This is a genomic window from Nannocystis pusilla (assembly GCF_020073745.1).
GTDB classification, from domain to species: domain Bacteria; phylum Myxococcota_A; class Polyangia; order Nannocystales; family Nannocystaceae; genus Nannocystis; species Nannocystis radixulma.
The window spans coordinates 284,115-308,760 of the sequence record NZ_JAIRAU010000057.1; the positions used below are offsets into that span (position 1 = coordinate 284,115).

General features: G+C 71.6%; 21 protein-coding genes and 1 other RNA gene. 11 read left to right on the plus strand and 11 right to left on the minus strand.

Features of this window, described 5'->3' with window-relative positions; genetic code table 11:
- The first annotated feature begins 27 nt into the window (after positions 1-27).
- Both K7C98_RS40850 and K7C98_RS40855 read left to right on the plus strand, forming a co-directional pair.
- Positions 28-1,269 (plus strand): ATP-grasp domain-containing protein, encoded by a 1,242-nt coding sequence (locus K7C98_RS40850; RefSeq protein WP_224197358.1) that lies wholly within the window; start codon positions 28-30, stop codon positions 1,267-1,269.
- Between the two features lie 327 nt (positions 1,270-1,596).
- Positions 1,597-1,950 carry a hypothetical protein gene (locus tag K7C98_RS40855; protein ID WP_224197359.1) on the plus strand — a complete coding sequence of 118 codons (354 nt, stop codon included), beginning with the start codon at positions 1,597-1,599 and terminating at the stop codon, positions 1,948-1,950.
- A 247-nt stretch (positions 1,951-2,197) separates the two neighbouring features.
- Here the strand turns inward: K7C98_RS40855 and ssrA are convergent.
- Positions 2,198-2,558, minus strand: a transfer-messenger RNA (tmRNA) gene (gene ssrA, locus K7C98_RS40860).
- Positions 2,559-2,730: 172 nt separating this feature from the next.
- Here ssrA and K7C98_RS40865 point away from each other — a divergent pair.
- Positions 2,731-3,642, plus strand: a complete 912-nt coding sequence (locus tag K7C98_RS40865) for a diguanylate cyclase domain-containing protein (protein WP_224197360.1) — start codon at positions 2,731-2,733, stop codon at positions 3,640-3,642.
- Between the two features lie 10 nt (positions 3,643-3,652).
- Positions 3,653-6,058 carry a transglycosylase SLT domain-containing protein gene (locus K7C98_RS40870; RefSeq protein WP_224197361.1) on the plus strand — a complete coding sequence of 802 codons (2,406 nt, stop codon included), beginning with the start codon at positions 3,653-3,655 and terminating at the stop codon, positions 6,056-6,058.
- Between the two features lie 66 nt (positions 6,059-6,124).
- Here the strand turns inward: K7C98_RS40870 and K7C98_RS40875 are convergent, their stop codons facing one another.
- From K7C98_RS40875 to K7C98_RS40890, 4 genes are all read right to left on the minus strand, one after another.
- Positions 6,125-6,913, minus strand: a complete 789-nt coding sequence (locus K7C98_RS40875; RefSeq protein ID WP_224197362.1) for a hypothetical protein — start codon at positions 6,911-6,913, stop codon at positions 6,125-6,127.
- Between the two features lie 284 nt (positions 6,914-7,197).
- On the minus strand, positions 7,198-9,531 hold the full coding sequence (locus K7C98_RS40880) for a M20/M25/M40 family metallo-hydrolase (RefSeq protein WP_224197363.1): 2,334 nt from the start codon (positions 9,529-9,531) through the stop codon (positions 7,198-7,200).
- A 95-nt stretch (positions 9,532-9,626) separates the two neighbouring features.
- Positions 9,627-12,116 carry an efflux RND transporter permease subunit gene (locus K7C98_RS40885; RefSeq protein WP_224197364.1) on the minus strand — a complete coding sequence of 830 codons (2,490 nt, stop codon included), beginning with the start codon at positions 12,114-12,116 and terminating at the stop codon, positions 9,627-9,629.
- Between the two features lie 194 nt (positions 12,117-12,310).
- The gene (locus K7C98_RS40890) at positions 12,311-13,144 is read right to left on the minus strand and encodes an SGNH/GDSL hydrolase family protein (protein ID WP_224197365.1); all 834 of its coding nucleotides are present in this window, start codon (positions 13,142-13,144) and stop codon (positions 12,311-12,313) included.
- Positions 13,145-13,328: 184 nt separating this feature from the next.
- Between K7C98_RS40890 and grxD the strand changes: the two genes are divergently transcribed.
- Positions 13,329-13,661, plus strand: coding sequence for a Grx4 family monothiol glutaredoxin (gene grxD / locus K7C98_RS40895; RefSeq protein ID WP_224197366.1), 333 nt, complete (start codon positions 13,329-13,331; stop codon positions 13,659-13,661).
- 15 nt (positions 13,662-13,676) lie between these two features.
- Here grxD and K7C98_RS40900 read toward each other — a convergent pair whose 3' ends face one another.
- Positions 13,677-14,255: a hypothetical protein gene (locus K7C98_RS40900; RefSeq protein WP_224197367.1), complete on the minus strand. Its 579-nt coding sequence runs from the start codon at positions 14,253-14,255 to the stop codon at positions 13,677-13,679.
- A 341-nt stretch (positions 14,256-14,596) separates the two neighbouring features.
- Here K7C98_RS40900 and K7C98_RS40905 point away from each other — a divergent pair, with 341 nt between their 5' ends.
- The gene (locus K7C98_RS40905) at positions 14,597-15,325 is read left to right on the plus strand and encodes a hypothetical protein (protein ID WP_224197368.1); all 729 of its coding nucleotides are present in this window, start codon (positions 14,597-14,599) and stop codon (positions 15,323-15,325) included.
- Positions 15,326-15,377: 52 nt separating this feature from the next.
- On the plus strand, positions 15,378-16,592 hold the full coding sequence (locus K7C98_RS40910) for a patatin-like phospholipase family protein (RefSeq protein ID WP_224197369.1): 1,215 nt from the start codon (positions 15,378-15,380) through the stop codon (positions 16,590-16,592).
- 90 nt (positions 16,593-16,682) lie between these two features.
- Here K7C98_RS40910 and K7C98_RS40915 read toward each other — a convergent pair whose 3' ends face one another.
- Complete coding sequence (locus K7C98_RS40915; protein ID WP_224197370.1) at positions 16,683-17,135, minus strand: hypothetical protein; 453 nt, start codon at positions 17,133-17,135, stop codon at positions 16,683-16,685.
- Between the two features lie 98 nt (positions 17,136-17,233).
- Between K7C98_RS40915 and K7C98_RS40920 the strand changes: the two genes are divergently transcribed.
- Positions 17,234-18,076, plus strand: a complete 843-nt coding sequence (locus tag K7C98_RS40920; RefSeq protein WP_224197371.1) for a 2,3,4,5-tetrahydropyridine-2,6-dicarboxylate N-succinyltransferase — start codon at positions 17,234-17,236, stop codon at positions 18,074-18,076.
- Positions 18,077-18,164: 88 nt separating this feature from the next.
- Here the strand turns inward: K7C98_RS40920 and K7C98_RS40925 are convergent, their stop codons facing one another.
- Positions 18,165-18,590: a BON domain-containing protein gene (locus K7C98_RS40925; protein WP_224197372.1), complete on the minus strand. Its 426-nt coding sequence runs from the start codon at positions 18,588-18,590 to the stop codon at positions 18,165-18,167.
- A gap of 374 nt (positions 18,591-18,964) precedes the next feature.
- Here K7C98_RS40925 and K7C98_RS40930 point away from each other — a divergent pair, with 374 nt between their 5' ends.
- On the plus strand, positions 18,965-19,513 hold the full coding sequence (locus K7C98_RS40930; RefSeq protein ID WP_224197373.1) for a DUF6335 family protein: 549 nt from the start codon (positions 18,965-18,967) through the stop codon (positions 19,511-19,513).
- 27 nt (positions 19,514-19,540) lie between these two features.
- Here K7C98_RS40930 and K7C98_RS40935 read toward each other — a convergent pair whose 3' ends face one another.
- Together K7C98_RS40935 and K7C98_RS40940 are read right to left on the minus strand one after the other, a co-directional pair.
- The gene (locus tag K7C98_RS40935) at positions 19,541-20,248 is read right to left on the minus strand and encodes a roadblock/LC7 domain-containing protein (protein WP_224197374.1); all 708 of its coding nucleotides are present in this window, start codon (positions 20,246-20,248) and stop codon (positions 19,541-19,543) included.
- Positions 20,245-22,023, minus strand: coding sequence for a response regulator (locus tag K7C98_RS40940; RefSeq protein WP_224197375.1), 1,779 nt, complete (start codon positions 22,021-22,023; stop codon positions 20,245-20,247). The genes K7C98_RS40935 and K7C98_RS40940 overlap by 4 nt, the downstream gene beginning before the upstream one ends.
- 376 nt (positions 22,024-22,399) lie before the next feature.
- Between K7C98_RS40940 and K7C98_RS40945 the strand changes: the two genes are divergently transcribed.
- Positions 22,400-22,618: a helix-turn-helix domain-containing protein gene (locus K7C98_RS40945; protein ID WP_224197376.1), complete on the plus strand. Its 219-nt coding sequence runs from the start codon at positions 22,400-22,402 to the stop codon at positions 22,616-22,618.
- Positions 22,619-23,186: 568 nt separating this feature from the next.
- Here K7C98_RS40945 and K7C98_RS40950 read toward each other — a convergent pair.
- Positions 23,187-23,432: a hypothetical protein gene (locus K7C98_RS40950; protein WP_224197377.1), complete on the minus strand. Its 246-nt coding sequence runs from the start codon at positions 23,430-23,432 to the stop codon at positions 23,187-23,189.
- A gap of 90 nt (positions 23,433-23,522) precedes the next feature.
- Here K7C98_RS40950 and epsC point away from each other — a divergent pair, with 90 nt between their 5' ends.
- Entirely contained in the window at positions 23,523-24,485 is a 963-nt protein-coding gene (gene epsC, locus K7C98_RS45340) for a serine O-acetyltransferase EpsC (protein WP_224197378.1), read from the plus strand.
- Positions 24,486-24,646: the final 161 nt, after the last annotated feature.

The following is a 24,646-nucleotide window of genomic DNA, read 5'->3' on the forward strand; positions in this document are numbered from 1 at the left end:
CGCACCTGCGCGAAGAGACACTCGACCATGACCGCCGTCATCTTCATCGCGCCCTTCCACCTCCCCGTGACGATGCGCTTCGTCCACGCCGTGGCGGCGCTGCCGAACGTGCGGCTGGGGCTGATCTCGCAGGAGCCGCTCGAGCGGGTCGGGCCCGAGCTGCGGCGCCGGCTGGCGGCGTACGAGCGGGTCGCCGACGCGCTCGACGTCGGCCACCTCGAGGGCGCGGTCAAGGCGGTGGCGGGCCGGCTCGGCGGCGTCGACCGCCTGCTCGGCACGCTCGAGCAGCTGCAGGTCCAGCTCGGCCAGCTGCGCGACCGGCTCGGCATCGAGGGCATGGGCGCGGAGGCCTCGCGCAACTTCCGCGACAAGGCGCGCATGAAGGACGCGCTGCAGCGGGCCGGAGTGCCGTGCGCGCGCCACCGCCGGATCACCTCGACCGGCGAGGGCTGGGCCTTCGCGCTCGACGTCGGCTACCCGCTGATCTTGAAGCCGCCGGACTCGGCGGCCGCCAAGGGCACCTTCCGCGTCACCGACGCCGAGACCCTGCAGCACGCCCTCGCGGCGCTGCGCCCGTCGCCCGAGCGGCCGGCGGTGGCCGAGGAGTTCGTCACCGGCCGCGAGCGCTCGTTCGAGACGGTGACGATCCGCGGCAAGCCGGTGTGGTTCTCGTCGACGCTGTACGACCCGCCGCCGCTGCACGTGCTCGAGAACCCGTGGATCCAGTGGACCGTGTTGATGCCGCGCGAGGAGGACACGGAGGACACCCGGCTCGCGCGGCCGCACGCGCTGGCGGCCCTGCAGGCGCTCGGGATGGGCACCGGGCTGTCGCACATGGAGTGGTTCCGCCGCGACCGTCCGGGCGGCTCGCCGGTGGCGATCTCCGAGGTCGGCGCGCGGCCTCCGGGGGCGCAGATCGTCAGCATCAACTCGTACGCCCACGGCGTCGACTTCTACGAGCGGTGGGCGCGGCTGGTCGTGTTCGACCAGTGGGACGCGCCGCCGCGCAAGTACGCCGCCGGCGCGGCGTTCTTCCGCGGCCAGGGCAAGGTCCGCCCGGGCGCGCGGGTCGTCGCGGTGCACGGCCTCGCCGAGGCCCAGCGCGAGCTCGGCGACCTCGTCGTCGACGTCAAGCTGCCGCAGGTCGGTCAGCCGCGCGCCGAGTCGTACGAGGGCGAGGGCTACGCGATCCTCCGCCACCCCGACACCGACGTGGTCGCCCGCGCGCTGCGCCGCCTGATCTCCACGGTGCGCGTCGAGCTCGGCTGAGCGCCGCGGCGGTCCGTTCGAGCATGTCCTGGACGGCATGCGCGAACGGACATGTCGCAACAGACATGTCCGCGCAGCCAGATCGCGTGCGCGCGTCCGCGCGCGCTGCCGGTCCGCTGCGAGTGCGCGGTCTCCGGGCCGGTCGCGGTCGAGGTCACGCATGAGCCTGCCGTCGTGACCATGCTCGCTGCTCCGGACGGGGTTTGCGGGGCCTTCCGCGGCGCGAATTCACGATCGCGGTCGGCCGGCTCGCGGGCCCGCGATCGATCTCGCTTGACGGGCGCGGCGGTGGCCGCTGTTAAATGTCCCTGGAGTCGGAGGGGATCGATGCGTGCTTACGAGGCCGGCGTGCAACTGGACTTCGAGACATTCATGACCCCCGAGACGCGGGTCGCCGAGCGCCCGGCTCCGACGACCCACGACATGCACGTGTACGGCGAGGACTTCGCGCTCGTGCGCGTGCGCGACGGCTTCTACGCCGACGATCGCCGGGTCTTCTACGTCGCGCGCGGACGGGTCTACTTGTTGCGTTCGCCGCGGCTGCGGCCCGGCCAGGGCTTTCGCCGGATCGCCGCCCTGCCGGCGGGCGCCCACAGTGTGGACGAGACCAGCTTCGACCCCGACGATGCCGGCGACCAGGCGCTGTTCGCGGTGGCCGACTGCATCGACGGCATCTCCTAGCCGCGAGTGCGCGGGGGGCGGCAGACGCAGCGACGGCAGAGATCGTCGGCGCGCATGTCCGCGTCTGCGCTCGAGGTCGTGCGTCGCGTTGCGAGCGCGACCCAAGAAAGAACGCCTTGCCCAGGCCGCGTCGAGGGCGCGAGGCCCTGGACAGCGGACTGCCAGCGAGGCGGCATGGTCGACGAGACCGCGCTCGTCACCGTGCGAAGAGGGTCGCCGCACCAGGCATGAAGGGCTGGTGCGGCGTGAGTGGAGGCGCCGGGAATTGAACCCGGGTCCGCGAGCCATCCGGTGGGACCACTACGTGCGTAGCCGCTGTATTTGATTTAGCCCCGGAGCATGCCCACGGCAGGCCCTCTCCGGTGCGATCCCCTCATCTCACGTGTGCGCTCGGGGCGAGGCGCTCACGCCAGCTCCGGTAATCACACCCCCGTTCCTATCGGAGCCTCTCGGGCGGGGATGTCGCGGGTTCTTACGCCGCGAGGGCCATCTGGCCGTAGCTGTTGTCGTTGGCAGCTATGATTCCCACTCATTTTTACGTGGCTGAGTGAGCAGCCCCGGCACGCGATCCGTCACGTTCAGTACCCCCGTCGAAACCTGACACCCCCGTGTGGACGTGGAAGAGAACTTCGCCGAGGCGACGGGCGCCTCGGTGAGAACGACGAGTATGAGTCGGCCTGAGAGCCCGCGCAAGGCCGCGGGTGCGCGCCGCGAGCGCCTCGGCGGCAGAAGGGCCCAATTGTTGCCCTGAAGGGGACTGCGGCCCTACGATGCGTGCAAGTGGCCGCCGCGCCAGGACGTTTTCAAGCCCCCGACCGCGCCTCCGACAAGGAGGGGCCGCGGAAGGCGTTCGTCGTCGTGCTCGCGGGCGACCGCATGGGCGAGATGTTCGAGCTCGACCCCGCGTACACGACGATCGGCCGCGGGCTCACGGCGACGGTGCGGATCAACGACGAGGGAATCTCCCGCACCCACGCGGCCGTAACGGTCGACAAGGGCGTGTACTACCTCTCGGATGCGGGCTCGACCAACGGGACGTTCGCCAACGGCGACCGCGTCGACCGCCACCCCCTGCGCGAGGGCGACAAGATCCAGCTCGGGGCCGCCAGCGTGCTCCGCTTCACCTTCCACGAGGACAGCGACGACGACCACCAGCGTGAGCTGTACGAGTCGACGCTGCGCGACCGCCTGACCGGGCTGTTCGCCCGCGGCTACTTCCTCAACCGGCTCGAGAGCGACGTCGCCGTCGCGCTGCGCCACGGCAAGCCGCTCGCGCTGGTCCGCTTCGAGTTCGACGGCTTCGCCGGCGTGCGCGAGGCCCTCGGCGACGGCGCCGCGGACAATGTCCTGCGGAACATGTGCCTGACGATCGTCGAGAGCACCCGCAGCGACGACCTGCTGGCCCGCCTCGGCGACGAGGACTTCGCGTTCCTGTGCCGCGACGTCGACGCCCTGCGCGCCTCACGGGCGGCCCGCCGCCTGCGCGAGACGATCGCCGCGCGCGAGCTCGCCGGGCCCGAGTCGCTGCGGCTGACCCTGTCGCTCGGCGTCGCCGACCTGGCGCTGCTGCACGAGCCGACCGCCGACGCGCTGATCAAGGCGGCCGAGTCGGCGCTGACGATCGCCCGCCGCGCCGGCGGCGACCGCGTCGAGATCTACGACCCCGAGAACGAGCCGACGCGGCTGGTCTAAGGAGCAGGTGATGCAACGCCCATCGATTCGCGGCCCGATCGCCCTGCTCGCCCTGATGAGCCTGTCTTTGGGGGCATGTCGTGGCGAGCCGACGCCGCCGCTGTTCACCGGCGACCTCACCCGCCCCGAGAAAGACGTCGACAAGGAGCCGGCCGCGGTCGCCGAGCCCGAGCGCAAGCTGTGGTTCTCCAGCGGACCCGGCCGCGACGCGATCCTCGCGCGCGAGCGGCAGAACTTCCCCGCCGCCACCAAGCTGCTCGACGAGGTGCTGCAGGACAGCTCGCTCGCCGCCGACGACCGCGCGGCCGCGCTGTGGCTGCGCGCGCTCGAGGACCTGCGGGCGCAGCGATTCGCCGAGGCCGCCGGGCGCCTGGCCGAGGCCCGCGCCGCGCCGGGGCTGGCCGCGGTGGCGCCGCGGATCCGCCTGCTCGAGGCGCAGGCGTGGCTCGACGCCGGCATGCCCGAGAAGGCCCGCGCGCCGCTGGCGGGGCTCGTCGAGGCGGCCGCCGGGACCGCGATCGAGGCCGCGGCGACGATCACCAGCGCCGACGCCAGGGCGCGCACCAACGACCGCGCCGGCGCGCTCGCGCAGTACGCGGCGTTCATCGCCAAGTACCCGCAGTCGCCGCGGCGGCACGAGGTGCGGGCCAAGCGGGCGCGGCTGCTGGCCGAGGGCGAGGCGCCGGAGGAGCTGCGCGAGGCGATCGAGCTGTACGAGAAGTTGCTGCTCGACGTGCCGCTGTCCGACTACGGCCGCGAGGCCGAGGAGCGGCTGCCGGCGCTGGCGCAGAAGATCGGGCTGCGGCGCAGCTTCGCCGAGGACCGCGAGGCCGCGCGCCAGCGGACGCTGGCGAAGATCCGCGACGAGCAGGCGCGCGGCCGCTACGCCGCGGTCATCCGCGACGTCGACGAGTTCCTGGGCCTGCAGCCGCCCGAGGCCGACCGCTGCGAGGCGCTGTTCCTCAAGGGCACGGCGATCTTCAAGCAGCGCAAGCGGGCCAAGTCGCGCCCGGTGTTCGAGCAGGCGGCGGCGTCGTGCCGCAAGGCCGGAGCTGGCCGCAAGGACACGCTCGTCAAGGCGCTGTACCAGGCCGGTCGCGGCCGCTACGCCGAGGGCGAGTACGAGCGCGCGGCCAAGCAATTCCAGGCGGTCGCCGACGAGTTCCCCGACCACAGCTACGCCGACGACTCGCTGCTGCTGGCCGGTGAGTCGTGGGCCGAGAAGGGCGACAAGCCGCGCGAGCGCCAGGCCTACGAGGGCATGCTCGAGCGCTTCCCCGGCGGCGACATGGCCTTCGAGGCGCGGCGCCGCCTGCTGGTGCTGGCGCTGACGCAGGACCGCCCGGCCGACGCGCTCAAGCTGGCCGACGACGGCCTGACGCAGAAGGGCCTCGACCTGCGCGAGCGCGCCAAGCTGCACTACTTCCGCGGCCGCGGCCTGCACCGCCTCGGCCGGGCCGACGACGCCGTGGCCGCGTGGCTCGACGTCGTCGCCACCGCGCCGCTGAGCTATCCTGGCCTTCAGGCCATGTCACGCCTGCGCGAGGCCGGCGACGAGCCGCTCGCGCGTGCGATCGCGGCGCTCGAGAAGTCGGAGGCCCAGGCCGCCGTGCGCCTCGACCTGCCGCCCACGCCTGCCGCCGAGCGGGCCCTGCTGCTCGCGCGCCTCGGCCTCGGCGACGAGGCCCGCGAGGAGCTCAGCGACGCGAAGATCGACGGCTGGCCCGCGGCCGCGGTGCTGGCCCAGGCCGGCCTCTACGGCGAGTCGCAGCGATTGCTCGGCGCACTCGGCAGCGGCTGGCGCCAGACCCCGCCGGTCGGGCCCAACCGCGAGCTGTGGACGATCGCCCACCCGCTGGCGTTCTCCGACCTCGTGCGCGCCGGCGAGGGCGCGCACCAGGTCCCGTGGTTCCTCACCTTCGCCATCATGCAGACCGAGAGCCGCTTCGAGCCCGGCGTGACGTCGTGGGCCGGCGCCCGCGGGCTCGTGCAGCTGATGCCGGCGACCGCCAAGGACCTCGCGCGCCAGGCCGGCGTCGACGGCTTCAACGACGCGCGCCTGTTCGACCCGTCGCTCAACCTCGACCTCGGCACGCTCTACCTCGGCAACCTCGTGCGTCGCTTCGGCGGCGAGGAGTCGGCGGTGCCGCTGGCGATCCCCAGCTACAACGCCGGCGCCGGCGCCGTCGAAAAGTGGCTCGACAAGCGCAAGGACTGGGACTTCGACCTCTTCATCGAGGCGATCCCCTACGACGAGACCCGCGCGTACACCCAGTCCGTGCTCGAGCGCTGGCTCAGCTACCGGTGGATCCACGCCCCCGCCGAGCTGACCGGCGCCCAGCGCCTGCCCTACGTGCCGCTGACCCTGCCGAGCCGCGCCCGCGGCGTCCAGGCCGGCCCGGTCGACCATGGCTGAGTGAACATGTCTGCGAGGGCATGTCCGTGCGGGCATGCCCTCACGAGCATGTCCTTCGAGGCAAGCTCAGGTCGGCCGCGGCGAGGGCAGCTTCTTCGGCCCGGCGGCGCCCGGCGGGAGGGCGTGGTTGTCCTCGGCGAGCTTGCGCTCCATGCTGCGGATCTTCGCGGTCAGGAACGCCTCGGCGCCGGCGTACAGGCACACGAAGGTCCACACCGGCGAGAGGTGGGTGATCCACGCGAGGCTCCACACCGCGAACACCAGCGAGGCGCGGCCGATGTCGCCGTTGAGCAGCTGGCCGGTGCCGGGCAGGAACAGGCTGAGCAGGCCGGCGGTCGCGGGCAGGCGCGGCTCCTCGTCCTCGAACGGGACCAGAGCTGTCTCGGTGGACAGGCGAGCGAGGAGCGCGTGCTCGCCGAGCTCTTGCGCGGCGGCGCGGAACTCGGCCTCGAGCTCGCCCTTGGTCTCGGGCGTGACGCCGTAGCGGACCACCGAGCCGCCGCCGATCGCCACCAGCACGCCGGCCTGGCGCATCGCCTCGAGCGCGTTCTCGATGTCCTGCCGCGGCGAACCGAGCGCGTCGGCGGCCGAGGCGACGGTGAGGAAGTCGATCCGCGGGTCGGAGAGCAGGCTCAAGATCCGCGCCGACAGCGGCGAATCGAGCGGGTCGGTCTCGCGGAACGGCGCCGCCTCGAGCGCGGCCGACTGGTCCCAGCCGACGCCGCGCCGCACCAGCGCTTGCGACTCCGCGGCCTCACGATCGACCTCGAGCGCGCCCTCGCGTGCGAGGTCGGGGCGCAGGCGACGCGCAGTGCCGAGGGGTCGACGCCCCTTCGTGGGCCGGAGGCGATTCATGAGTGAGCCAGAGTAGTCCGTCGTGAAGGGTTGTCACGGCCCGTCGCTCGCGCGGCGTGCCGCCTTCCTGATCACCATAGCAAATGTCGCGGAGCGTCGCCGCCGGACGTGCGGAGGGCGACAGATCGGGGCAGCTTCGCGCCGCGGGTGAGCTCGCCGACGCGGCCCGGCAGTCGCGCAGGGGGACCGCCGTTCGGGGTCGCCCGAGGGCCATCGACCCGCACGGCCCGCCACCTGCGTCGCGGGGCATCTGCGGCGATGTGGACGGAACTGCGCGCGGGTCGTCACAGCGAGATCTGGCGCGACACCATGGTCCGGTCGCCGCCGTGCGAGGGAATGGCCCAGGCCGGGCGCGCCGCCCTCAGCGCGTCACCCGCCACGGGCAGCCCTTCCGACAGGTCCCAAACAACAGCCTCGACCGACGCGGGGTTGTCCAGCTCGAGCGTGACGACCACGCCCTCGGGCGGCGGCGCGACGATCCCGTAGACCTCGCCGCCGGCGACGTACCTGCGCCGGTGCTCCGGATACGGCGGCAGCACGGTCCCGTTCATCGCCACGCCGCGCAGCTCCGCGGCCTCGGGCACGAACATCGCCATCACCCGCGCGCCGCGGGCCGACCGCACGCGCAGGGTCACCCGGCGCCCCTCGGTCGGCGGCGGCTCGCGGTCCGCTTCGAGCTCGACCACCGGCGGGGCCAGCTCGGACGCGGGAGCCGGCGCGACGAAGCTCGGCGACTCGTCGGTGTCCCACGCGAACGCGGGCCCCTCGGCGCCGAACGGCGCGGCCGCCTGCAGCGCGTCCGGCAGCGGCGCGTCGGCGCCGACGATCCACCGCCCGGCGCCGCTGTCGGCGTCGAGGTGGTAGAGCAGGCTCAGGCGGCGCGGGCGCTCCTCGGTGTACGCCGGCTGCGTGACGGCGATCGCCGTGGCCACCACGCTCGCGCCCGCCAGCCCGACCACGAGGGGCCGGCGCAGCCGACCCAGCCCGAACCACAGCGGCGCCAGCAACGAACCCAGCAGCGCCAGCACGCCGGCGGCGGCGGGCCCGAGGCCGAACACCGCCTCGACGCGCACCGCCGCCTGCAGCCACATCAGCGCCGGCAGCGCCAGGCCGAGCAGGACCGCCCACCCCGAAGGCCATGTCCTCCACGACATGCTCGAAGGCGCATGGCGGAAACGACATGTCGCAAGAGCCAGCAGCGCAGCGACGAGCGCGGGCGGCAGCACGCCGACGCTGGCGCCCGGCAGCGCGACCGCCGTGATCGCGGCGATCAGCGCCAGCGCCAGCCACGGGCCGAGCCACAGCCAGGCCCGCGCGACCGCGTCGCCGCGCGCGAGCCCGCCGACGATGGCGCCGCCGAGCGCGAGCACGGCCGTCCACAGGGCGATCCGCGGCGCCAGCGGATGCGCGTGCCCGGCGACCTCGGCCCCGCCGAGCCAGGCGATCGCCGCCATCAAACCGGCGCCGACCGCCGTCGGGCCGGCGACCAGCGCCGCGAAGCCGAGCCCGCGTCGCCACCACGCCCGTCGATCGCCGCCGCCCGCGCGCGCGAGCCGGCGCGCTGCGGGCAACAGCCCGGCGAGCGCGAGCGCGGCGAACACCGGCATCCACAGCGCGTGCGCGTGCAGCAGCGCCCCGCCCAGCGCGTCGACGTAGACGCGCGAGCGCTCCGGCAGCGCCGCGAGGTCGGCCTCGGCGAGCGCGTGCACGCTGGCCAGCGCGGTGTCGCCGAGGTGCTGCACGCTCGGCGCGTCGAGGTTGGCCAGGCGGTCCAGCGGCGTGTGGTAGTGGGCCTTGTCTTCGCCGAAGCCGAAGTCGAGGGCCGGCCAGCCGGCGTTCTTGTAGACGGTGAAGTCGGTGTCGTACGGCGTGAGCCCGTAGACCGCACCGATCACGCTCGCGCCGTACGGCCGCGGCACCGCCTCGGCGACCGCGGCGACGAGGCCGTCGTTGCTCGCGGTGGTGCGCGTCAGCGAGGTGACGCCGCGCGTGCCCCCGGCGTCGAGGTTGATGACCGCGCCGATCGAGGCCGCGCGCGGGTGGGCGTCGACGAACGCCTGCGCGCCGAGCAGGCCCGACTCCTCGCCGTCGACCAGCACGAAGACCACCGGGTTGCGCGGCCGCGGCCCGGCCAGCAGCGCGCGCGCCACCTCGAACGCGGTCGCCACGCCCGAGCCGTCGTCGCCTGCGCCGGGCCCGGCGGCCACCGAGTCGTGGTGGGCCGAGACCAGCAACGCCGGGCCCTCCTCGCGCCCGGGCAGCGCCGCGACGACGTTCCACACCCGCCCGCAGCCGGCGCTGCGCGGCCCGCAGGCGAAGCCCTCCTGCACCTCGGCGGCGACGCCCAGCGCCGCGAACTCGGCCAGCATCTTCTCGCGCAGCCGCGCCGCCGCGGGCGAACCGACCGGGTGCGGCGCGTCGTCGCCGATCAGCCGGTCGAGGCGAGCGAGCGCACGTGTCGCAGAGAACATGTCCTCGGGGGCATCTTCTCCGCGCGCCGGCGGCGGCTGCAGCCGCGCCTGCACCAGCGCGAGCGCTCCCCCCAGCAAGGCGATCGCCGCGGCGAACACCGCCGCGCCCCGAAGCTCGGACCCCCGCTCGCCGGTCGCCTCGCCCACGTCCGCACGCTACCAGCTCGCCGGTCGCCCGGCCAGCCGCGCGGCAGATGTCCGATCCGACATGTCGAAGGAGGCATGTCGCCGGCCGGCGCGGGTCACGGTCTGCGGCGGAGCCGGGCCGCGAGCGCGGCGACGCTGGGCAGCACCAGGATCGCGGTGACCGCCGCGATGCCGATCCCGCACACGGCGAGCACCCCGATCCCGCGCAGGCCGCCGGAGTCGGCGATGATGAACGCGGCGAAGCCCATCGCCGTGGTCGCAGTCGCCGCGCCGATGGCCGCGCCCGTCTCGCCGAGCGCGTGGGCGAGGCCGCCGACCTCGTCGCGCATGTGACGGATCCGGTCGGTCAAGTACACCCCGTTGTCGACGCCGATGCCGAGGATCGCCGGCAGGATCGGGATGTTGAACAGGGTGAAGCGCACGCCCGCGGCCGCCATCAGGCCGACCAGCCACAGCAACCCGAGCAGCAGCGGCGCCAGCGTCAGCAGCGTGCGCGGCAGCGAACGGATCTGCGCGACCACGATCACCGCGATCAGCCCGAGCGCCATCGCCAGCACCGTCGGCGCCTCGGACTGCATCAACTCGTACATCAGCGCGTAGACCGTGGTCTCGCCGACGAACAGCGCGTCGTCCGCCTGCAAGCCCTCGACGCCCTCGGTGTACCTCGCCGTCTCCTCCATGAACTTCAGGCCCATGGAGATGTCGGCCGCGTCGAAGTTGGGGTAGGCGTAGACCGCGAAGCGCCCGTCCCGGCTGTACACCTTGTCGCGGATCGCCGGCGGCAGGCGCTCCACCGTCACCGGCTCGGCCTTCAGCATGTTCTGCAGCCGGCGCGCGTCCTCGGGCGTCAGGGCCTCGTCGCCGTCCTCGCCGCGGCCGGCCGCGCGCTCCTCGAGCCGCTTCCACGTGCGCTCGGGGACGTCGCCCGTCATCGCCGCGATCGCCTCCTTGCGCTTGGCGGCGTCGATCGCCGGGTCGGGCAGGAGGTCGGGCGCGGCCAGCAGCTCTGCTACTACGGTACCTGTCCCATCGGCCAGGCGCTCGGCCTGCACCGCGCGCGCCTGCGTCAGCACCGCGCGCGCCTGCTCGAGCGTCGAGACCACCAGCACCCCGGCGTGGATGTCCTTGCCGAAGATCTTGCTGATGAGGAACACCTCGGGCTTGTAGAGCGCGCGCGTGCGGGCCGACTGCAGCTCGCGGGTCGAGTTCTCGAACTCGGCCCCGGGCGCGACCACGGCCGCGCCGACGGTGAGCGCCGCGACGAGCCCCAGCACCACCCCGGGCCGCGCCAGCAGCACGCGGGTCACCGCCCCGCGCCCCGGTCGCCGGGTCTGCGCGTCGCCGACCCGCTTCACGCCGACGAGGCAGAGGATCGCCGGGTACACCGTCAGCATCGCCAGCAGGCACAGGAGCACGCCGAAGCCGGCGATCAGGCCGAACTCCTGGAACGCCGGGAACACCGAGCTCGACATCACCGCGAACGCGCCGAGCGTGGTCGCCGAGGCGATCAGCAGCGGGCCGATCAGGTTGGCGAACGCGCGGGTGATCGCCTCGCGGTCGCTGCCGCGGCTCTGCTCCTCGCGCACGCGCACGAGGAAGTGAATGCCGGCGTCGATGCCCATGCCGACGACCACGGTGGAGATCAGGCTGGTGATCGCGTTGAGGCGGCCGAGGACGAGCTGCGTCAGCGCCATCGACCAGGTCACGCCGCACACCAGCGGCACGAGCAGGGTCAGCACCGCGCGGCCGGAGCGGAACAGCAGGTAGAGGATCACGACGACGCCGAGCACCCCGAACGCGCCGCTGCGCAGCATGTCGCGGCGGATCGTCTCGCGCTCCTCGGCCTTGATCGGGTACGGGCCGACCACGCTGTAGGTGATGTTCGCGCCGGCCCACGGCGCGCCCGGCTCGGCGAGCACCGCCGCGACGTCGCCGCGGATCTGGTTCGACACCGCCTCGGCGAAGTCGAGGTCGCTCGACGACTTCGTCGGATGGATCAGCAGGACCAGCGCCGAGATGTCGTCGCGCTCGAAGTAGTCCTTGAAGGTCGTGCGCGACAGCGCCGCGTCCTGCTTGCTGCGGATGAAGCTGCGCAGGGCCCTGGGCGCCTCGGGGTCGGGCTCGTCGAGACACACGTCGGGCTCGGCGCGGCACAGCTCGTAGTGCGTCCACGCCTGGAAGTGCTCGTCGAGCGCCTCCATCTCCGTGTCGCTGAGGTAGTAGAGCGCGTGCTCGGCGAAGAAGTCGCTGCGCAGGCGGTACTCGACGTCGCGCACCAGCGGGCTCTGGCGCGTGCGCTCGGCGATCGCGTCGGCGAGCGCGCGGCGCTGCTCGGGCGCGCCTTCCTTGAGCACGACGTTGACGCTGCCGAGCGCGCCGAACGAGGTCTCGATGCGATCGAGGCTGGTGAGGACCGCGTGGTCCTCGGGCAGCAGCGAGCGCAGGTCGCTGTCGACCCGCAGCTGCGACGAGAGGTAGGCGGAGACGACGGTGAGCAGCAGCGCCAGCGCGAGCACGAGGCGGTGCTGCGCGAGGACCCATGCGATCCACCGTTCACGCAGGCGCTTGTGCGGGGCCTCGGGCACGGGCGGGGCCATCTTGCCCCAAGCGGCCGGCCGAGCGCGAGGTGCATGTGCACGCGGGCGCGCTCTGCGGGTGAGTTTGCTTGTCGAGTTTTGCCACGCAGGCCAGGAGGACCCTGTGGGCGCGGACGGATCCGGACACGCTTCGCCGTGAAGACGCGTCCCGATGTAGTGAAGGGAGGGCCGTGAGGACAGGTTCAGCCGGCCGGGATGGCCTCGGGAGGCGCGCCTGCCACCGCCACGTCGACGGGCGTGTCGGCCGAACTGCCGGACAGGACCGCGTGGACGATCGCCCGCACGTGGGCCTCGACGTGATGGGCGCCCGCCACGCTCAGGTGGATCCCGTCGCCCGCGCGGACCCGGACCTTCTTGCCGCCGGGCTCGCCGTCGACATCGAGGCGGTCGGTGTAGTTGCCCTCGTCGTCGGCCAAAAGGCGCCAGATGTCGATGAAGTGCGCGCCGGGACGGATCGCCATCTCCGCGCGGTAGATCGTGTTGACCCGCTGGACCCGCGTGTGGAACTTCTCGGGCCGCATCACCGGCATGCCGATCCAGAACAGCGGCTTGCCGCCGGGGGCGACGATGTCGGCGAACGCGTTGACGCGCCGCGCGTACTCCTCCGGCCACTCGGGTTCGGGCCAGGTGATCCAGCCCTTGTCGGGCATGCGCAGGCCCTGGACGTCATTGCCGCCGAACATCACGACCGCGGCGTCGGGCAGGAACTCGTCGACCTGCTTCTGCGCCTCTTTCGGCCACGAGAAGAAGTCGGGGCGGGCCAGGCCGGTGCTGCTCTTGCCCTTGCGGCGCACCACGTAGCCTAATGTCTTGCTCAGGCCGTTCTCGAGGAACAGGCCGACGCCGCCGGCGATCATGCTGTCGCCGACGATGAGAATGCGCTTGCCCGGGGCCGCGGGGGCGGACTCGGCCGCGCGCGCGGGCCTGGGCAAGAGGGCGGCCCCGGCGGCGGCGGCGAGGCCGTGCAGCCAGATCCGACGTGAGCACAGGGGCGAGGGCAGGGTCCGCGGGGCCATGCGAGCGGAAGTGGTTATGACCCGAGCGGGCGACCTTCCGCAAGAAGAGCGTTCACGGCGCCTTGCTGGGGTGCGGGCCAGCGTGTATCACTCGCGGCGAGAGCCGCCCGCCGCGGTCGAATGCGCGCGGACGGCGGCCGCCCGCACCCGTCTGCACCACGCCTGCCTGATCGAGAGACCGACGATGCAAGCCCACGAGGACGTCCAGAAGTTCATCGCCCACCTCGTCGCCAACAACAAGGTCATGCTCTTCATGAAGGGCAACAAGAGCTTCCCGCAGTGCGGCTTCTCGGCGGTGGTGGTCGAGATCCTCAAGAAGCACGCGGTGCCGTTCGAGACCTTCAACGTGCTGTCCGACCCCGCCGTGCGCGAGGGCGTCAAGCAGTTCGCCAGCTGGCCGACCATCCCGCAGCTCTACATCGGCGGCGAGTTCGTCGGCGGTTGCGACATCGTCCGCGAGATGGACGCCAACGGCGAACTCGAGAGCAAGCTCAAGGCCGCCACCGCGGCGGCCTGAGCTGCGAGTCGCCGGTCAGGCCGGCGGCCAGGTGCACACGCCGAACTTCATCATCTGCATCTCGGGGATGCCGATGTCCTCGCACTTCGAGCCCTGAGGGCAGTTGTCGCTGGCCATCACGCACAACAGCGCGCAGATGTCGGCCTTCGAGTCCATGTCGGTGTCGAAGGCGCAGACCGGCTGGACGTTGGGGGCGAGGCCCTGGATCTGCGGGCACGAGCCCTGACCCATGCACTTCGGGGCGCAGAACGCTCCGGTGATCTTGCCCGACGTGCTCGCACCGTCGACGCAGACCGCGTTGCCGTCACAGTCGACGTCCGTCACGTTGTTGCAGCTCTCGAACGGGCCGGTCGACGGGATCACGGTCCCGGTGGTCTCGCCGCCGGTCTCGGTCTCGCCGGTGGTGGTCGTCGTCTCCGCCGTGGTCTCGCCGGTGGTGGTGGTGGTGGCGTCCTCGGCGGTCGTGCCGGTCGTCGGCGTGGGGCCGGTGGTGGGGATGGCCTCGGTGGCGGTGCCGGGGGCGGTCGTCGTGGTCTCCCCGGTGGTCGTCGTGGTGGTCGTTTCTGCCGGCTCTGCCGTGGTTTCCGGCTCCATCGTGGTGCCCGCAGCCATGCTTTCCGTCGCCGACGTGGCGGATTCTTTTTCGTTGCACGCCGCGAAAGCGAGCACCGTGGAGAGAGTGAGAAGGGCGAATGAGCGCATGAAACCGAACTCCTAGAAGGGGAGAGCGGCAGACGGCGATGCGTACCGGCTCCCGCGATCCCGGTGTCAAGCGCTAGATACCCAGGGTTGAAATGTGGGCTCGCCCGATCTGCCCGCGCACGGCCAGGGAACAACGGTCGGCGCCAGGTCTCACCCAGGCGATCGCGGGGGTGCGTGGTCGGCGAAACATCGGCTACGATTCGAGGTGAGAGCAAAAGAGGAACGAGATCATCATGAATCGCATACAAAGAGTGTTCGGTGTCACGAGCCTCGCGCTCGTCGGGTTCGTGTTCGGATGCTTCGCCGAGGACAGCGGCGAGTGCGGTGCCGGTGCGCCGTGCCCACAGCGCGGCGAGGCGTGTGACGACGCGACCAACACGTGCGAGCCGCAGGTGCTCGACGTCGACGCCACGGGCCCCGAGCCCGCGCCCGCGTCCTTCACCGAGACGCTGCCGTTCTTCCGCGGCACGGTGTGCGCGGCGACGAACATCCAGCCGGGCGACAAGATCCCGGTGCACATCGAGATGTGCGTCGACCCGTGCATCAATGCGAATGGCCACAAGTTCAAGAGTCAGTACAAGTGCAACGGCACGGTGTGCGAGGCGGTGCTGGTGACGTACCTGCCCGACGCCGTCGGCACCAACTGCCCGGCGAACGCGTTCGGCAAGTTCCCCAAGGCGAATTGTCAGACCGTGACGATCGACGCGTCCGCCGGTCCGTTGTCGACGCAGAGCTCCGGCGCGATCACGGGCACGGGCACGCTCGAGCTGCCGTTCCTCACCAACGCCGATGTCAAGGAGATCGCGGGCACCAACAACTTCGACGCGGTGTGGGGTGTGATCTACCGATATCCGCAGGACGCGGGCCGCGTGTTCTCGCTGTCGATGAACATCAACAACCCGAAGGCGCCGGCCGATTGCAAGGACAAGTCGAAGTGCACCTGCAAGGAGATCGGGTTCTAGTGCTGGGCGCGCGCGTCGGAGCCGCCGCCGCCGTCTCGCCCGGAGCGTGCGCGTGAGCGGTGAGCGGCCCAAGGTCGGGCTCGTGCTGTCGGGCGGCGGAGCGCGGGGCGCCTACGAGGTCGGCGTCCTGCGGTACATCCGCGAGCGGCTGCGCGGCGAGTGTCGCTTCGACATCATCACCGGCAGCAGCATCGGCGCGATCAACGGCGCCTACGTCGCTGCCACCGCCGACCGCCCGCGCGCGCAGGGGCGCCTGCTCGCGCGCGTGTGGACCGAGCTCGACCTCGACGAGGTGTGTCGCTTCGGCTGGACGCAGATGCGCAGCCTGCCGCAGGTGCTGTTCGGCCGCACCGGCGACAAGGTCGGGCACGGGCAGCAGATCGGCGGGCTCATCGACCCGCGCGCGATCCAGAACTTCGTGCGCGCGCGCCTGCCGTGGCGCGGTATCACCGAGAACCTGCACCACGGTCACCTCTCGGCGGTCGCCTGCACCGCGACCGAGGTCGCGACCGGGACCGTCACGACCTTCGTGCAGACCGCCGACGGCAAGCTGCCGCAGCGCTGGCCCGAGAGCCAGCGGCAGAACGTGGTGCTCACGCCCATCACGGCCTCGCACGCGCTGGCGTCGGGGGCGATCCCGGTGCTGTTCCCGGCCGTGCGGGTGGGCGACCTGCTGTACGCCGACGGCGGCCTGCGCCAGCAGACGCCGCTGCGGCCGGCGATGCGGCTCGGCGCGACGCGGCTGCTGGTCGTCAGCCTGCGCCACACCCCCGGCGAGGAGGAGGTGCGGCAGATCCGTCACGAAGCCGAGGGCACCTTCCCGAGCGCCATGTTCATGCTCGGCAAGGTGCTCAACGTGCTGCTGCTCGAGAAGGTCGAGGCCGACATCGAGCGGGTGTCGCGGATGAACCAGATCCTCGCCGCCGGCGCGCGCGAGTTCGGGCCCGACTTCGCCCAGCGGCTCGCGGTGGGCATGCAGAAGGAGAAGACCACCGCGTACGAGTCGATCGACACGGTGCTGATCCGGCCGAGCCAGGACATCGGCCGGATCGCGTTCGAGACGGTGCGGCGCACCGGTCTCAGCCGCTACTCGGGGCTCGTCGCGCGCCTCATCCGCTGGGCGGTCGCCGCCGACGACGCCCGGCAGGAGAGCGACCTCGCCTCGTACCTGCTGTTCGACCCCGACTACTGCCGCCAGCTCATCGAGCTCGGCTACCAGGACGCCGCCAGCCGCCACTCCGAGCTGATGGCGCTGTTCGACCGCTGAGCCGTCGGCCGAGCGGTCGCCTGTCCCCCGGGGCATGCTCGGAGAGACACCTCTCCCGAGGTGTCCCGAGGGACAGCCGACGAAGAGGCGCTACTTGGCCTTCTTCTTCTGCTGCTTGGCCTTCTTGGCGGCCTCTTTCTCGGCCTTGGCCTTGGCGGCGTCCTCGGCCTTGATGTGGCCCTCGATCTGCTGCCTGGCGGCGCACTGGCACAGGGTGGCGCCGCCGAACAGGTCCATGCAGGCGGCGGCGAGGTAGCGCAGGGTGCTGTCGGGGCAGAAGTGGCCGAGCATCGTGCCGCAGAACTGGCTCTGCGTGGCGTCGTTGTTCTGGCACTTGCACTTGGCCGGGTCGGCGAAGCAGCCCTCACGGGCGAACTTCACGCCGGCGGGCTTCTCCTTGGCCGGCACGGCGGTGGCGCGCTCGTTCTTGTAGAGCGCCTCCTCTTCGGCGGGGGACACGGTCTGCGGCTCGCCGGCGCGGGCGAGCGGGGCGAACGCGAGGGACAGCACGAGCGCGAGCGGGACGCGGCGGAGGCAGGACATCATGGACACCTCGGCGCCGAGGGTACCACGGCCGGCGGCGCCGGGGGCGGCCGGCCGGGCGCTTGCGCCCCGGCGCCGGCCTGTGCGATGCCCCGGTCATGCAGAAATCGTCCCACGACCACGCGGACCTCCAGGCCCGGATCGGCGAGGCGTTCGCCGATCGAACCTTGCTCAAAGACCAGGTGTATCGGGACGCCGTGGTGGAGACGATCGCCGCGCTCGATCGCGGCCAGCTCCGCGTCGCCACGCCCGGGGCCGCCGGCGAGGCGTGGACGGTCCACGCCTGGGTCAAGCAGGCGATCCTCCTCTACTTCGCGGTCTGCGAGATGAAGACGATCGAGCTCGGGCCCTACGAGTACTTCGACAAGATGCCGCTGAAGCGCGACTGGGCCCGCGCGGGCGTGCGGGTGGTGCCGCCGGCGACGGCGCGCCACGGCAGCTTCATCGAGGCCGGCGCGGTGCTGATGCCGAGCTACGTCAACATCGGCGCGTACGTCGGCAGCGGGACGATGGTCGACACGTGGGCGACCGTCGGCAGCTGCGCGCAGATCGGCCGCAACGTCCACCTCTCCGGCGGGGTCGGCATCGGCGGGGTGCTGGAGCCGCCGGGCGCGACCCCGGTGATCGTCGAGGACGGCTGCTTCCTCGGCTCGCGGGCGATCGTCGTCGAGGGCGTCCACCTCGAGCGCGAGGTGGTGCTCGGCGCCAACGTCACCCTGACCGCGTCGACGCCGATCCTCGACGTCACCGGGCCCGAACCCGTCACCCACAAGGGCCGCGTGCCGGCCCGCTCGGTGGTGGTCCCAGGGACCCGACCCAAGCGCTTCCCCGCCGGCGAGTACCAGATCGCCTGCGCGCTCATCATCGGCCGCCGCAAGGAGAGCACCGACGAGCGCACGAGCCTCAATCAGGCGCTGCGCGAGTTCGACGTGCCGGTGTGATTGTCCGAAGGGACATGCTCATCAAGGCATGTCCCTTCAGACATTTTTTAAGGGACATGCTCGATCGGCCAGCTCAGCACTGCACGCCTCACCCCCGTGGCCAGGGCATGTCGAAGTCGGCGGCCGAGATCTCGGGGTGCGGCGCGTGAACGACGGTGCCGACGCGCAAGCGATTGTCGACGTGCCGGGCCCCGGACACCCGGTAGGCGACATCTTCGATCCACCGCCTCGTCGCCAGCGTGTCGACGCTCCCGGTCAGCAAGACCTCGCCGTCAGTGACCATCACCTCGATGTCCGAGGGGTCGACTCTCGGGTCGCGCGCCAGTCGCTCGCACAACTCCTCACGGATCGACGCGTCGGGCCTGCGGTAGCCGCGAGGTCCGCGCCCGGCGAAGTTGCTCTCGGGCGGCTCGGTGGCTCCGCCGGTCAGAGGGAGCGTCGTCCACGCGTCCAGCCCGGTGGAGCTGCCCGCCGGGTAGGGTTTCGTGACCGTCCAGTCGTACCTGTGTCGCATCGTCGACGTGCGCCTCCGCCTCCCTGTATGCGGCGACCGCTGTCCATGAGCAAATGGGAGCGCCAGGCTCGACCGAACGAACGAGTCGTCGACCTCGCGCGAGAGGTTTCCAGATCGGACCTTTTGTCCGGCTCGGACCGCTCGCCGCCGGCTCGGCGCCGATAGCGTCGGCAGCGGCAGGACGACGGGCTCGGCCGCGGGTGTGAGTGCGAGTCGAGGTCGGCATCCCGGTGAGGACCACTCGTGGAGCCCCGGGAGTACGCGGAGCTGCACCAGAGCGCGCTTGCAGCCCCGCGTCGGGCGCGTCACTCCTCTGGGCGAACGGCTGCGAGATCGCGGTCGCGGGCCAGGCGCGCAAGGAGGAGGGAGATGCCATGAACAAGCGACGACGAGAGGACATCCCGGTCGAGGCCGTCGTACCCGTCGAGTCGGTGCCGGACCCGGACAAACTCGCGGAGAAGAACGTGCAAGAGCACGCCGCCGACCCCGAGGAGCTCATGAGCGAGAGCGAGGAGGGCGAGGAGCCGCGGCACGACGAGTCGCTGACGGCGATCGCCGGGGAGACGCTGCGCTCCGGGGTGTTTCCGGAGCGCGTGGAGGAGAAGGTCCCGGGCCAGGACGACGTGCTGCGCGCGGGCGATCCGGACGTCGACCCGCTGGGAAACCTGTTCTCGGGCGAGGAGCTCCCGGGCGCCAGCGATCCCACGCCCGACCAGAACAACGTCGACGAGATCGGTCGAGCCGCCGGGATCAGCGAGGAGGATGATGACCGTGCCTCCGGCGCCGGCCTGCGCACCCCGGCGGAGCTCCTCGACGAACGCGACGTACGCCGGTGGGAGCTCGACCCGCGGTCGAGCGGCAGGCCGACGGAGGACACGCCCGTGGCTCTTCCGCGCCGGCGCGCGTCGGGCGGCCGACGGTGACGTGCACGCGCCGGCAGGCGCCCGGACTCAGCGGACGTTCTTCTTCGGCCACAGCCGCGAGTTACGCATCGCCTGCTGCACGTCGATCTTGAAGCTCTCGCGCTCGTCGCGGAGGGTCAGCTGGACCAGCGCGTCGACCAGCACCGGGAAGGTGTAGGGCGACGGGTTGACCATCAGCAGCCACTCGCGGATCTGCTCGCGCATCATGACCCCGGCCTCGCCGGCGGTCTTGCCGGCGCGGATGAGGTACGAGGTGAACACGCTCTGGACCTCGCGGAGGACCGGGCCGAGCTCGCCGAGCATCAGGCGGTCGACCTCGTCCTCGGGCTCGGGTACGGGGGCGGAGCCGGCCGACATGCTGCTCTCGGCCGACGAGCTGCCGATCGACGAGCGGAGGCCGGCGAGCCTGGTCTTCAGGACAGCTCGTACCGACGGCTGGGCCGAGTCGCGCTCGAGCATGATGGTGAGGGTCGCCTCCTCGCGGACGGGGACGATCATCATGCGCGCGGTGTGGAAGGTGATCAGCAGCTCCTCGATGGGCGAGCCGACGGTGGCCGAGGCGACGACCATGCGGCGGACCGTCTTGGCGATGTCGGTCGCGGTCGCGGCGTCGAAGTTGCTCTCGCTGGCGGTGTAGCCGCCGTCGACGGTCGCGACCAGCGAGCCGCGCACGCCGGGGAGCCGGTCGAGTTCCTCGAGGAGGCTGACTAGCTGGCGATTCGGCTCGGCGCTCATCGTTTGGTATCGACTCCCATAATCGCGTCGCGGATGGCCTCGGGGTCATGTCCCGGCGCGATGGACAGCACTGCGGAGGTGGCTCCCATGCCGACCATGATCATCTGTTGGCCGCTGGCGGAGCGGGCGATCACGCCGTCGAACACGTGGTAGCCGAGGGTGCGGGCGATCCGCGCCGCGCCTCGCATGTAGAAGCCGGCGAGCGTGACGACGGTGCTGTTGTTGCGCATGTCCTCGGCGATCACCTTGCCGGTGCTCGAGATGATCGCCACGCCGTTGACGCCCTCGAACTGCCAGAACTGGCCGAGCATCAGCTCGCGCGTCTCGGGGTCTTCGAGGAGGTCGACGGTGTTGGCCTTCTTGATCGGCCGGGCGTCGGGTCGCGGCGGCGGCGCGGCGCCGCGGGCCGCGACCGAGCCGTGGCCCGGCGGGATCGTGGTGGTGCGCACCGCGGGGATCGACGTCGGGGTCGCGCGCGCGGGCACGGCGGGGATCGACGCCGGAGTGTGGCGCGCGGGCACCGAGGCCGGCGTGGCGCGCAGGGCCGGGACCGACGTCGGGGTGCCGCGGGCGGGCGTCGGCATCGCGGGTTGGGCCACGCGGCGCTCGAGCGTCTGCACGCGGCGGCGCAGCACCGGCACGCCGTCGTTCGACGGCTCGGGGGCTCGCTCGCCGGAGCGTTCGGACGAGCGCTCCGGGGCGCGCTCGCCGGAGCGTTCGGACGAGCGCTCCGGCGTGCGCGACGGCGGCGCCTTGGCGCTGCGGGCCTCGACCTCCTCGTCGTCCTGCGGCAGCGCCAGGTCGTCGATGCGAGCGATCGCCGAGTCGGCGACGCTCGCCATGTCGATGTCGTCGGGGCGGATCTCGGACGCCCGGCGCAGGCCGCTGCCGCCGTGCGACGGCTGCGACGACGGCGGGGCCGAGCGCGCGGGCGTGGTGGCCGGCTTCGGCATCGGCGCGCGCTGAGGCGGGCGCGACTCGGGCACCGGGCGCGGCGGCGGCGTCGGCTCGGGCTCCGGGGCGGCGCGGGGCTTCTCGTCCTCACGCTCCTCGACCGTCTCGTCGGTCTGGCCGAGGATGCCCTCGTCGGCCTGGCGCGCGGCCTCCATCAACAGGTGCATGCTCGAGCGGACGATCGTGCGGGCCGGCGGCGAGCGGAACAGGTTCTCGCGGAAGCTGCCGCGGCCGACCGACAGCATCTTGTAGAACGCCTGCTCGCCGCGCATCTCGCCCCACTGCGCGTGGACGATGTCGCCGTGCTCGATCCACAGGTACCCGGTGCCCGCGTGCGTCGTGAGCACCACCGCCTTGTCGCGGCCCGAGCCGGCGACCATCTGCACGTAGTCGAAGAACTCGACCTCGATCTGGTTGCCGTAGAAGCCCTTGCGGGGCCCGCACGCCTCGATCGCCTTGACCAGCTTGTCGAGGTCGATCGGCTTCTCGACGATGCGCACCGAGCCGCCGCCCTCGTACTGCCCGCGGAATTCGGGGCTGAGCGCCTCGACGATCAGCACGACCGGGACCGACGGGAAGTAGCTGCCGAGCCACTGCAGCAGCTCGGCGCCGTCGCCCGAGGTCGTGTGCAGGTCGCACAGCACGACGTCGAACAGCTCGCGGCGCAGGCGGTCGATCGCCTCGCGCGAGCCGTTCGCCGACGCCGCGACGTGGCCCTCGTGCTTGAGACGGCGCTCGATCGCCGCCTGCAAGAGCATGTCGTCGACCACGACGAGGGTGTGGATCACGACGGACGACTTCGATCGGGCGTTCTGCGGCACGCGGCTCCCTATCTTACTCTGCGCGCCCTTGCGACAGGGCTCTTATGCAACCTAGGACCGGCCTCGGGCCCCGTGCGCTCGGACCATGGTGAATCCACCAAGAGCTCGGGGGTGTCTCGTGCCATCCGGATCGGTTTTGAGCTTTTCAGACCGTTCCCCAGGAGGCCGGCAAGTGTAGCTCCCCTCGACGGCAAAGTGTGTGAAGCACCCCACCGGTCGGGCTGTCGTTGGGTGCCACGAGGGGCGAGCTCGCGCACAAACGATGTTATCTTCTGCATAATACAAAACGATGTTCAGAATACACGACTGAACTTTTGGGATGCCGGCTTACAAAATCGTCCTTCCCTGTCCCCATGCCTTGGCCTATCCTGCCGCCATGCGCCTCATCCTCGAAGATCTGAATCTGAATGCCGCCGAACGCCTCCTGTGCGTGGAAGCGCTCAACGCCGCCGGCAGCATCGTCGAAGCCGCTCAGCTGCTTGGAATCACTCGCCACGCCCTCAAGCGTCGCATTATCAAGCACCGCATCGAATGGCCCCGTCCGAACGGCACCGTGGCGAGCGATTCCGCCGCGGTGAGCGCGACGGTCTCCTGACCTCCCGGGCGTCGGAGCCTCCTCACCTCCGCCGTCCCTGAACAGCGCGTGACCCTCCCGGTCACGCGCTGTTGCCTTTTAAGCGCCCCTGTTTGGCATCAGGAGCCCGTCGGCGTCGCCTGCGCATGCTTTTCGCCGGCGTTCTCGGCAGCGCGAATGGGCCGTGAAAGGGCGCGTAGAGGGGCGGGAGATCTCACGGGCGATCTCTCCAAGTTTTTACCCGAACCTACGGTGTGGATATCGTTTCGGGAGTTTTACTCGGCCGCGAGGACAGTCGGCAGGAGTGTATTTTTTGCCAGAATGGGCGAAAACATCCCGAAGTCGACCGCCGTTTAGGAGATTTGGTCGACTCTCGACCCGGCGCGGAACCGCCCAAATCCGGTTCGGCGACGTCCGAAAAAGCAGTTTTACTTCGCTGCAAGTTGAGTGAGCCTGAACAACGGTTCGGCTCGAGTTCGAAGGCCGGGGCGCTGGACTTGCGAGGTGTCGATCCGCGCAACGCGCCGCGCGACCCCGCCCGATCAACGCTCAGACACGCGCTGGCTGATTCACAAGCTCGCCGCCGACCTCAGAGGTCCGAGTCGTCGTCGTCGCTCAAGATCTCCGCTTGCGCGCGCTCGATCTGCTCCGCGAGCGAACGCAACGCCTCGTGCACCTCCGGTGCGGCGTCGGGCACGCAGAGCTCAGGGCGCCGCAACAACTCGAGGACGCTCGTCCAGCCGGACAAGAAAGCCGCGAGCTGCGGCCCGCTCAGCCCCTCCGTGCGACCGAGGAGCAACTGTTGGACGAGCATGTGGAGCGGTAACGCGGGCAAACCTGCACCAGCTTAAACCCGGTCCGCGCGCGACGCCAAAAATCCACGCGAGCGGTGGAGACCGCCCGCGCCTCGGATATGGTTCTCGCCGTGAACGACCACGAACGCCGGCTCGCGAGCGTCGTCGAGGGGGTCCTCGAGTCGTACCGCGACCACGGGAACATCAACCACATCGACGGCAACAACCTGCCCGCCCGCAGCGAGGTGTCGGAGCTGCTCGACGACGTGCTGTCGATCGTGTTCCCGGGGTACTTCAACTACGAGCCGCTCGACGACCTCACGGTCCGCTACTTCGTCGGAGCCCGCTGCGCCCGGATCTTGCGCCGCCTCGAGCAGGTCGTCACCCGCTCGCTCGCCGTCGACTGCAGCCACGCCGGCCGCCCCGCCGACGAGACCGGCGAGGCCGCCCACGAGCACGCGCTCGACCTGCTGCAGGCCATCCCGTCGATCCGCGCCGCCCTCGCCGCCGACGTCCAGGCCGCCCTCGCCGGCGACCCGGCCGCCTGCAGCGACGCCGAGATCATCATGAGCTACCCCGGCGTGACGGCGATCGCCGGTCACCGCATCGCTCACCACCTGTACTGCCGGCGCGTGCCGCTGCTGCCCCGCATGATCGCGGAGATCTTGCACAGCCGCACGGGCATCGACATCCACCCCGGGGCGACCATCGGCCGCAGCTTCTTCATCGACCACGGCACCGGCGTGGTCATCGGCGAGACCTCGATCATCGGCAACCGCGTGAAGCTGTACCAGGGCGTCACCCTCGGCGCGCTGTCCGTCAAGTCGCGCGAGGCCGGGCGCAGGGTCCAGCGCCACCCCACCATCGAAGACGATGTCACCGTCTACGCCGGCGCCACCATCCTCGGCGGCGACACGGTGATCGGCCGCGGCTCCACGATCGGCGGCAACGTGTGGCTCACCCGCAGCGTCCCCCCCGGCACCACCGTGGTCCTCGACACGCCCTCGCTCCGCTTCTTCGCCCTCAACGGCGACAAGAACGGGATCGAGAAGCACGCGCTCGAGAAGAACGGCGACAAGCCCGGCACGTCGTGACCGGCGAGCCGAGAGACGGTGAGAGCGTGCGCGACCGCGGACGCGCGCGCGCATGGTTATGTGGACATGTCATTCAGGGCATGTCCGATGCGACATGCCCCTCACGACATGCCCGTTCGGCTAGCACCTCGACCGGGTCATTTCGAGTCGTCCTCGCGCCG

Excerpts from the sequence above, each read along its gene's own strand:
- K7C98_RS40850 (WP_224197358.1), top strand. The coding sequence starts at position 28 with ATGACCGCCGTCATCTTCATCGCGCCCTTCCACCTCCCCGTGACGATG.
- K7C98_RS40855 (WP_224197359.1), top strand. The coding sequence starts at position 1,597 with ATGCGTGCTTACGAGGCCGGCGTGCAACTGGACTTCGAGACATTCATG.
- K7C98_RS40870 (WP_224197361.1), top strand. The coding sequence starts at position 3,653 with ATGCAACGCCCATCGATTCGCGGCCCGATCGCCCTGCTCGCCCTGATG.
- K7C98_RS40875 (WP_224197362.1), bottom strand. The coding sequence starts at position 6,913 with ATGAATCGCCTCCGGCCCACGAAGGGGCGTCGACCCCTCGGCACTGCG.
- K7C98_RS40890 (WP_224197365.1), bottom strand. The coding sequence starts at position 13,144 with ATGGCCCCGCGGACCCTGCCCTCGCCCCTGTGCTCACGTCGGATCTGG.
- grxD (WP_224197366.1), top strand. The coding sequence starts at position 13,329 with ATGCAAGCCCACGAGGACGTCCAGAAGTTCATCGCCCACCTCGTCGCC.
- K7C98_RS40900 (WP_224197367.1), bottom strand. The coding sequence starts at position 14,255 with ATGGAGCCGGAAACCACGGCAGAGCCGGCAGAAACGACCACCACGACG.
- K7C98_RS40905 (WP_224197368.1), top strand. The coding sequence starts at position 14,597 with ATGAATCGCATACAAAGAGTGTTCGGTGTCACGAGCCTCGCGCTCGTC.
- K7C98_RS40915 (WP_224197370.1), bottom strand. The coding sequence starts at position 17,135 with ATGTCCTGCCTCCGCCGCGTCCCGCTCGCGCTCGTGCTGTCCCTCGCG.
- K7C98_RS40920 (WP_224197371.1), top strand. The coding sequence starts at position 17,234 with ATGCAGAAATCGTCCCACGACCACGCGGACCTCCAGGCCCGGATCGGC.
- K7C98_RS40925 (WP_224197372.1), bottom strand. The coding sequence starts at position 18,590 with ATGCGACACAGGTACGACTGGACGGTCACGAAACCCTACCCGGCGGGC.
- K7C98_RS40930 (WP_224197373.1), top strand. The coding sequence starts at position 18,965 with ATGAACAAGCGACGACGAGAGGACATCCCGGTCGAGGCCGTCGTACCC.
- K7C98_RS40935 (WP_224197374.1), bottom strand. The coding sequence starts at position 20,248 with ATGAGCGCCGAGCCGAATCGCCAGCTAGTCAGCCTCCTCGAGGAACTC.
- K7C98_RS40945 (WP_224197376.1), top strand. The coding sequence starts at position 22,400 with ATGCGCCTCATCCTCGAAGATCTGAATCTGAATGCCGCCGAACGCCTC.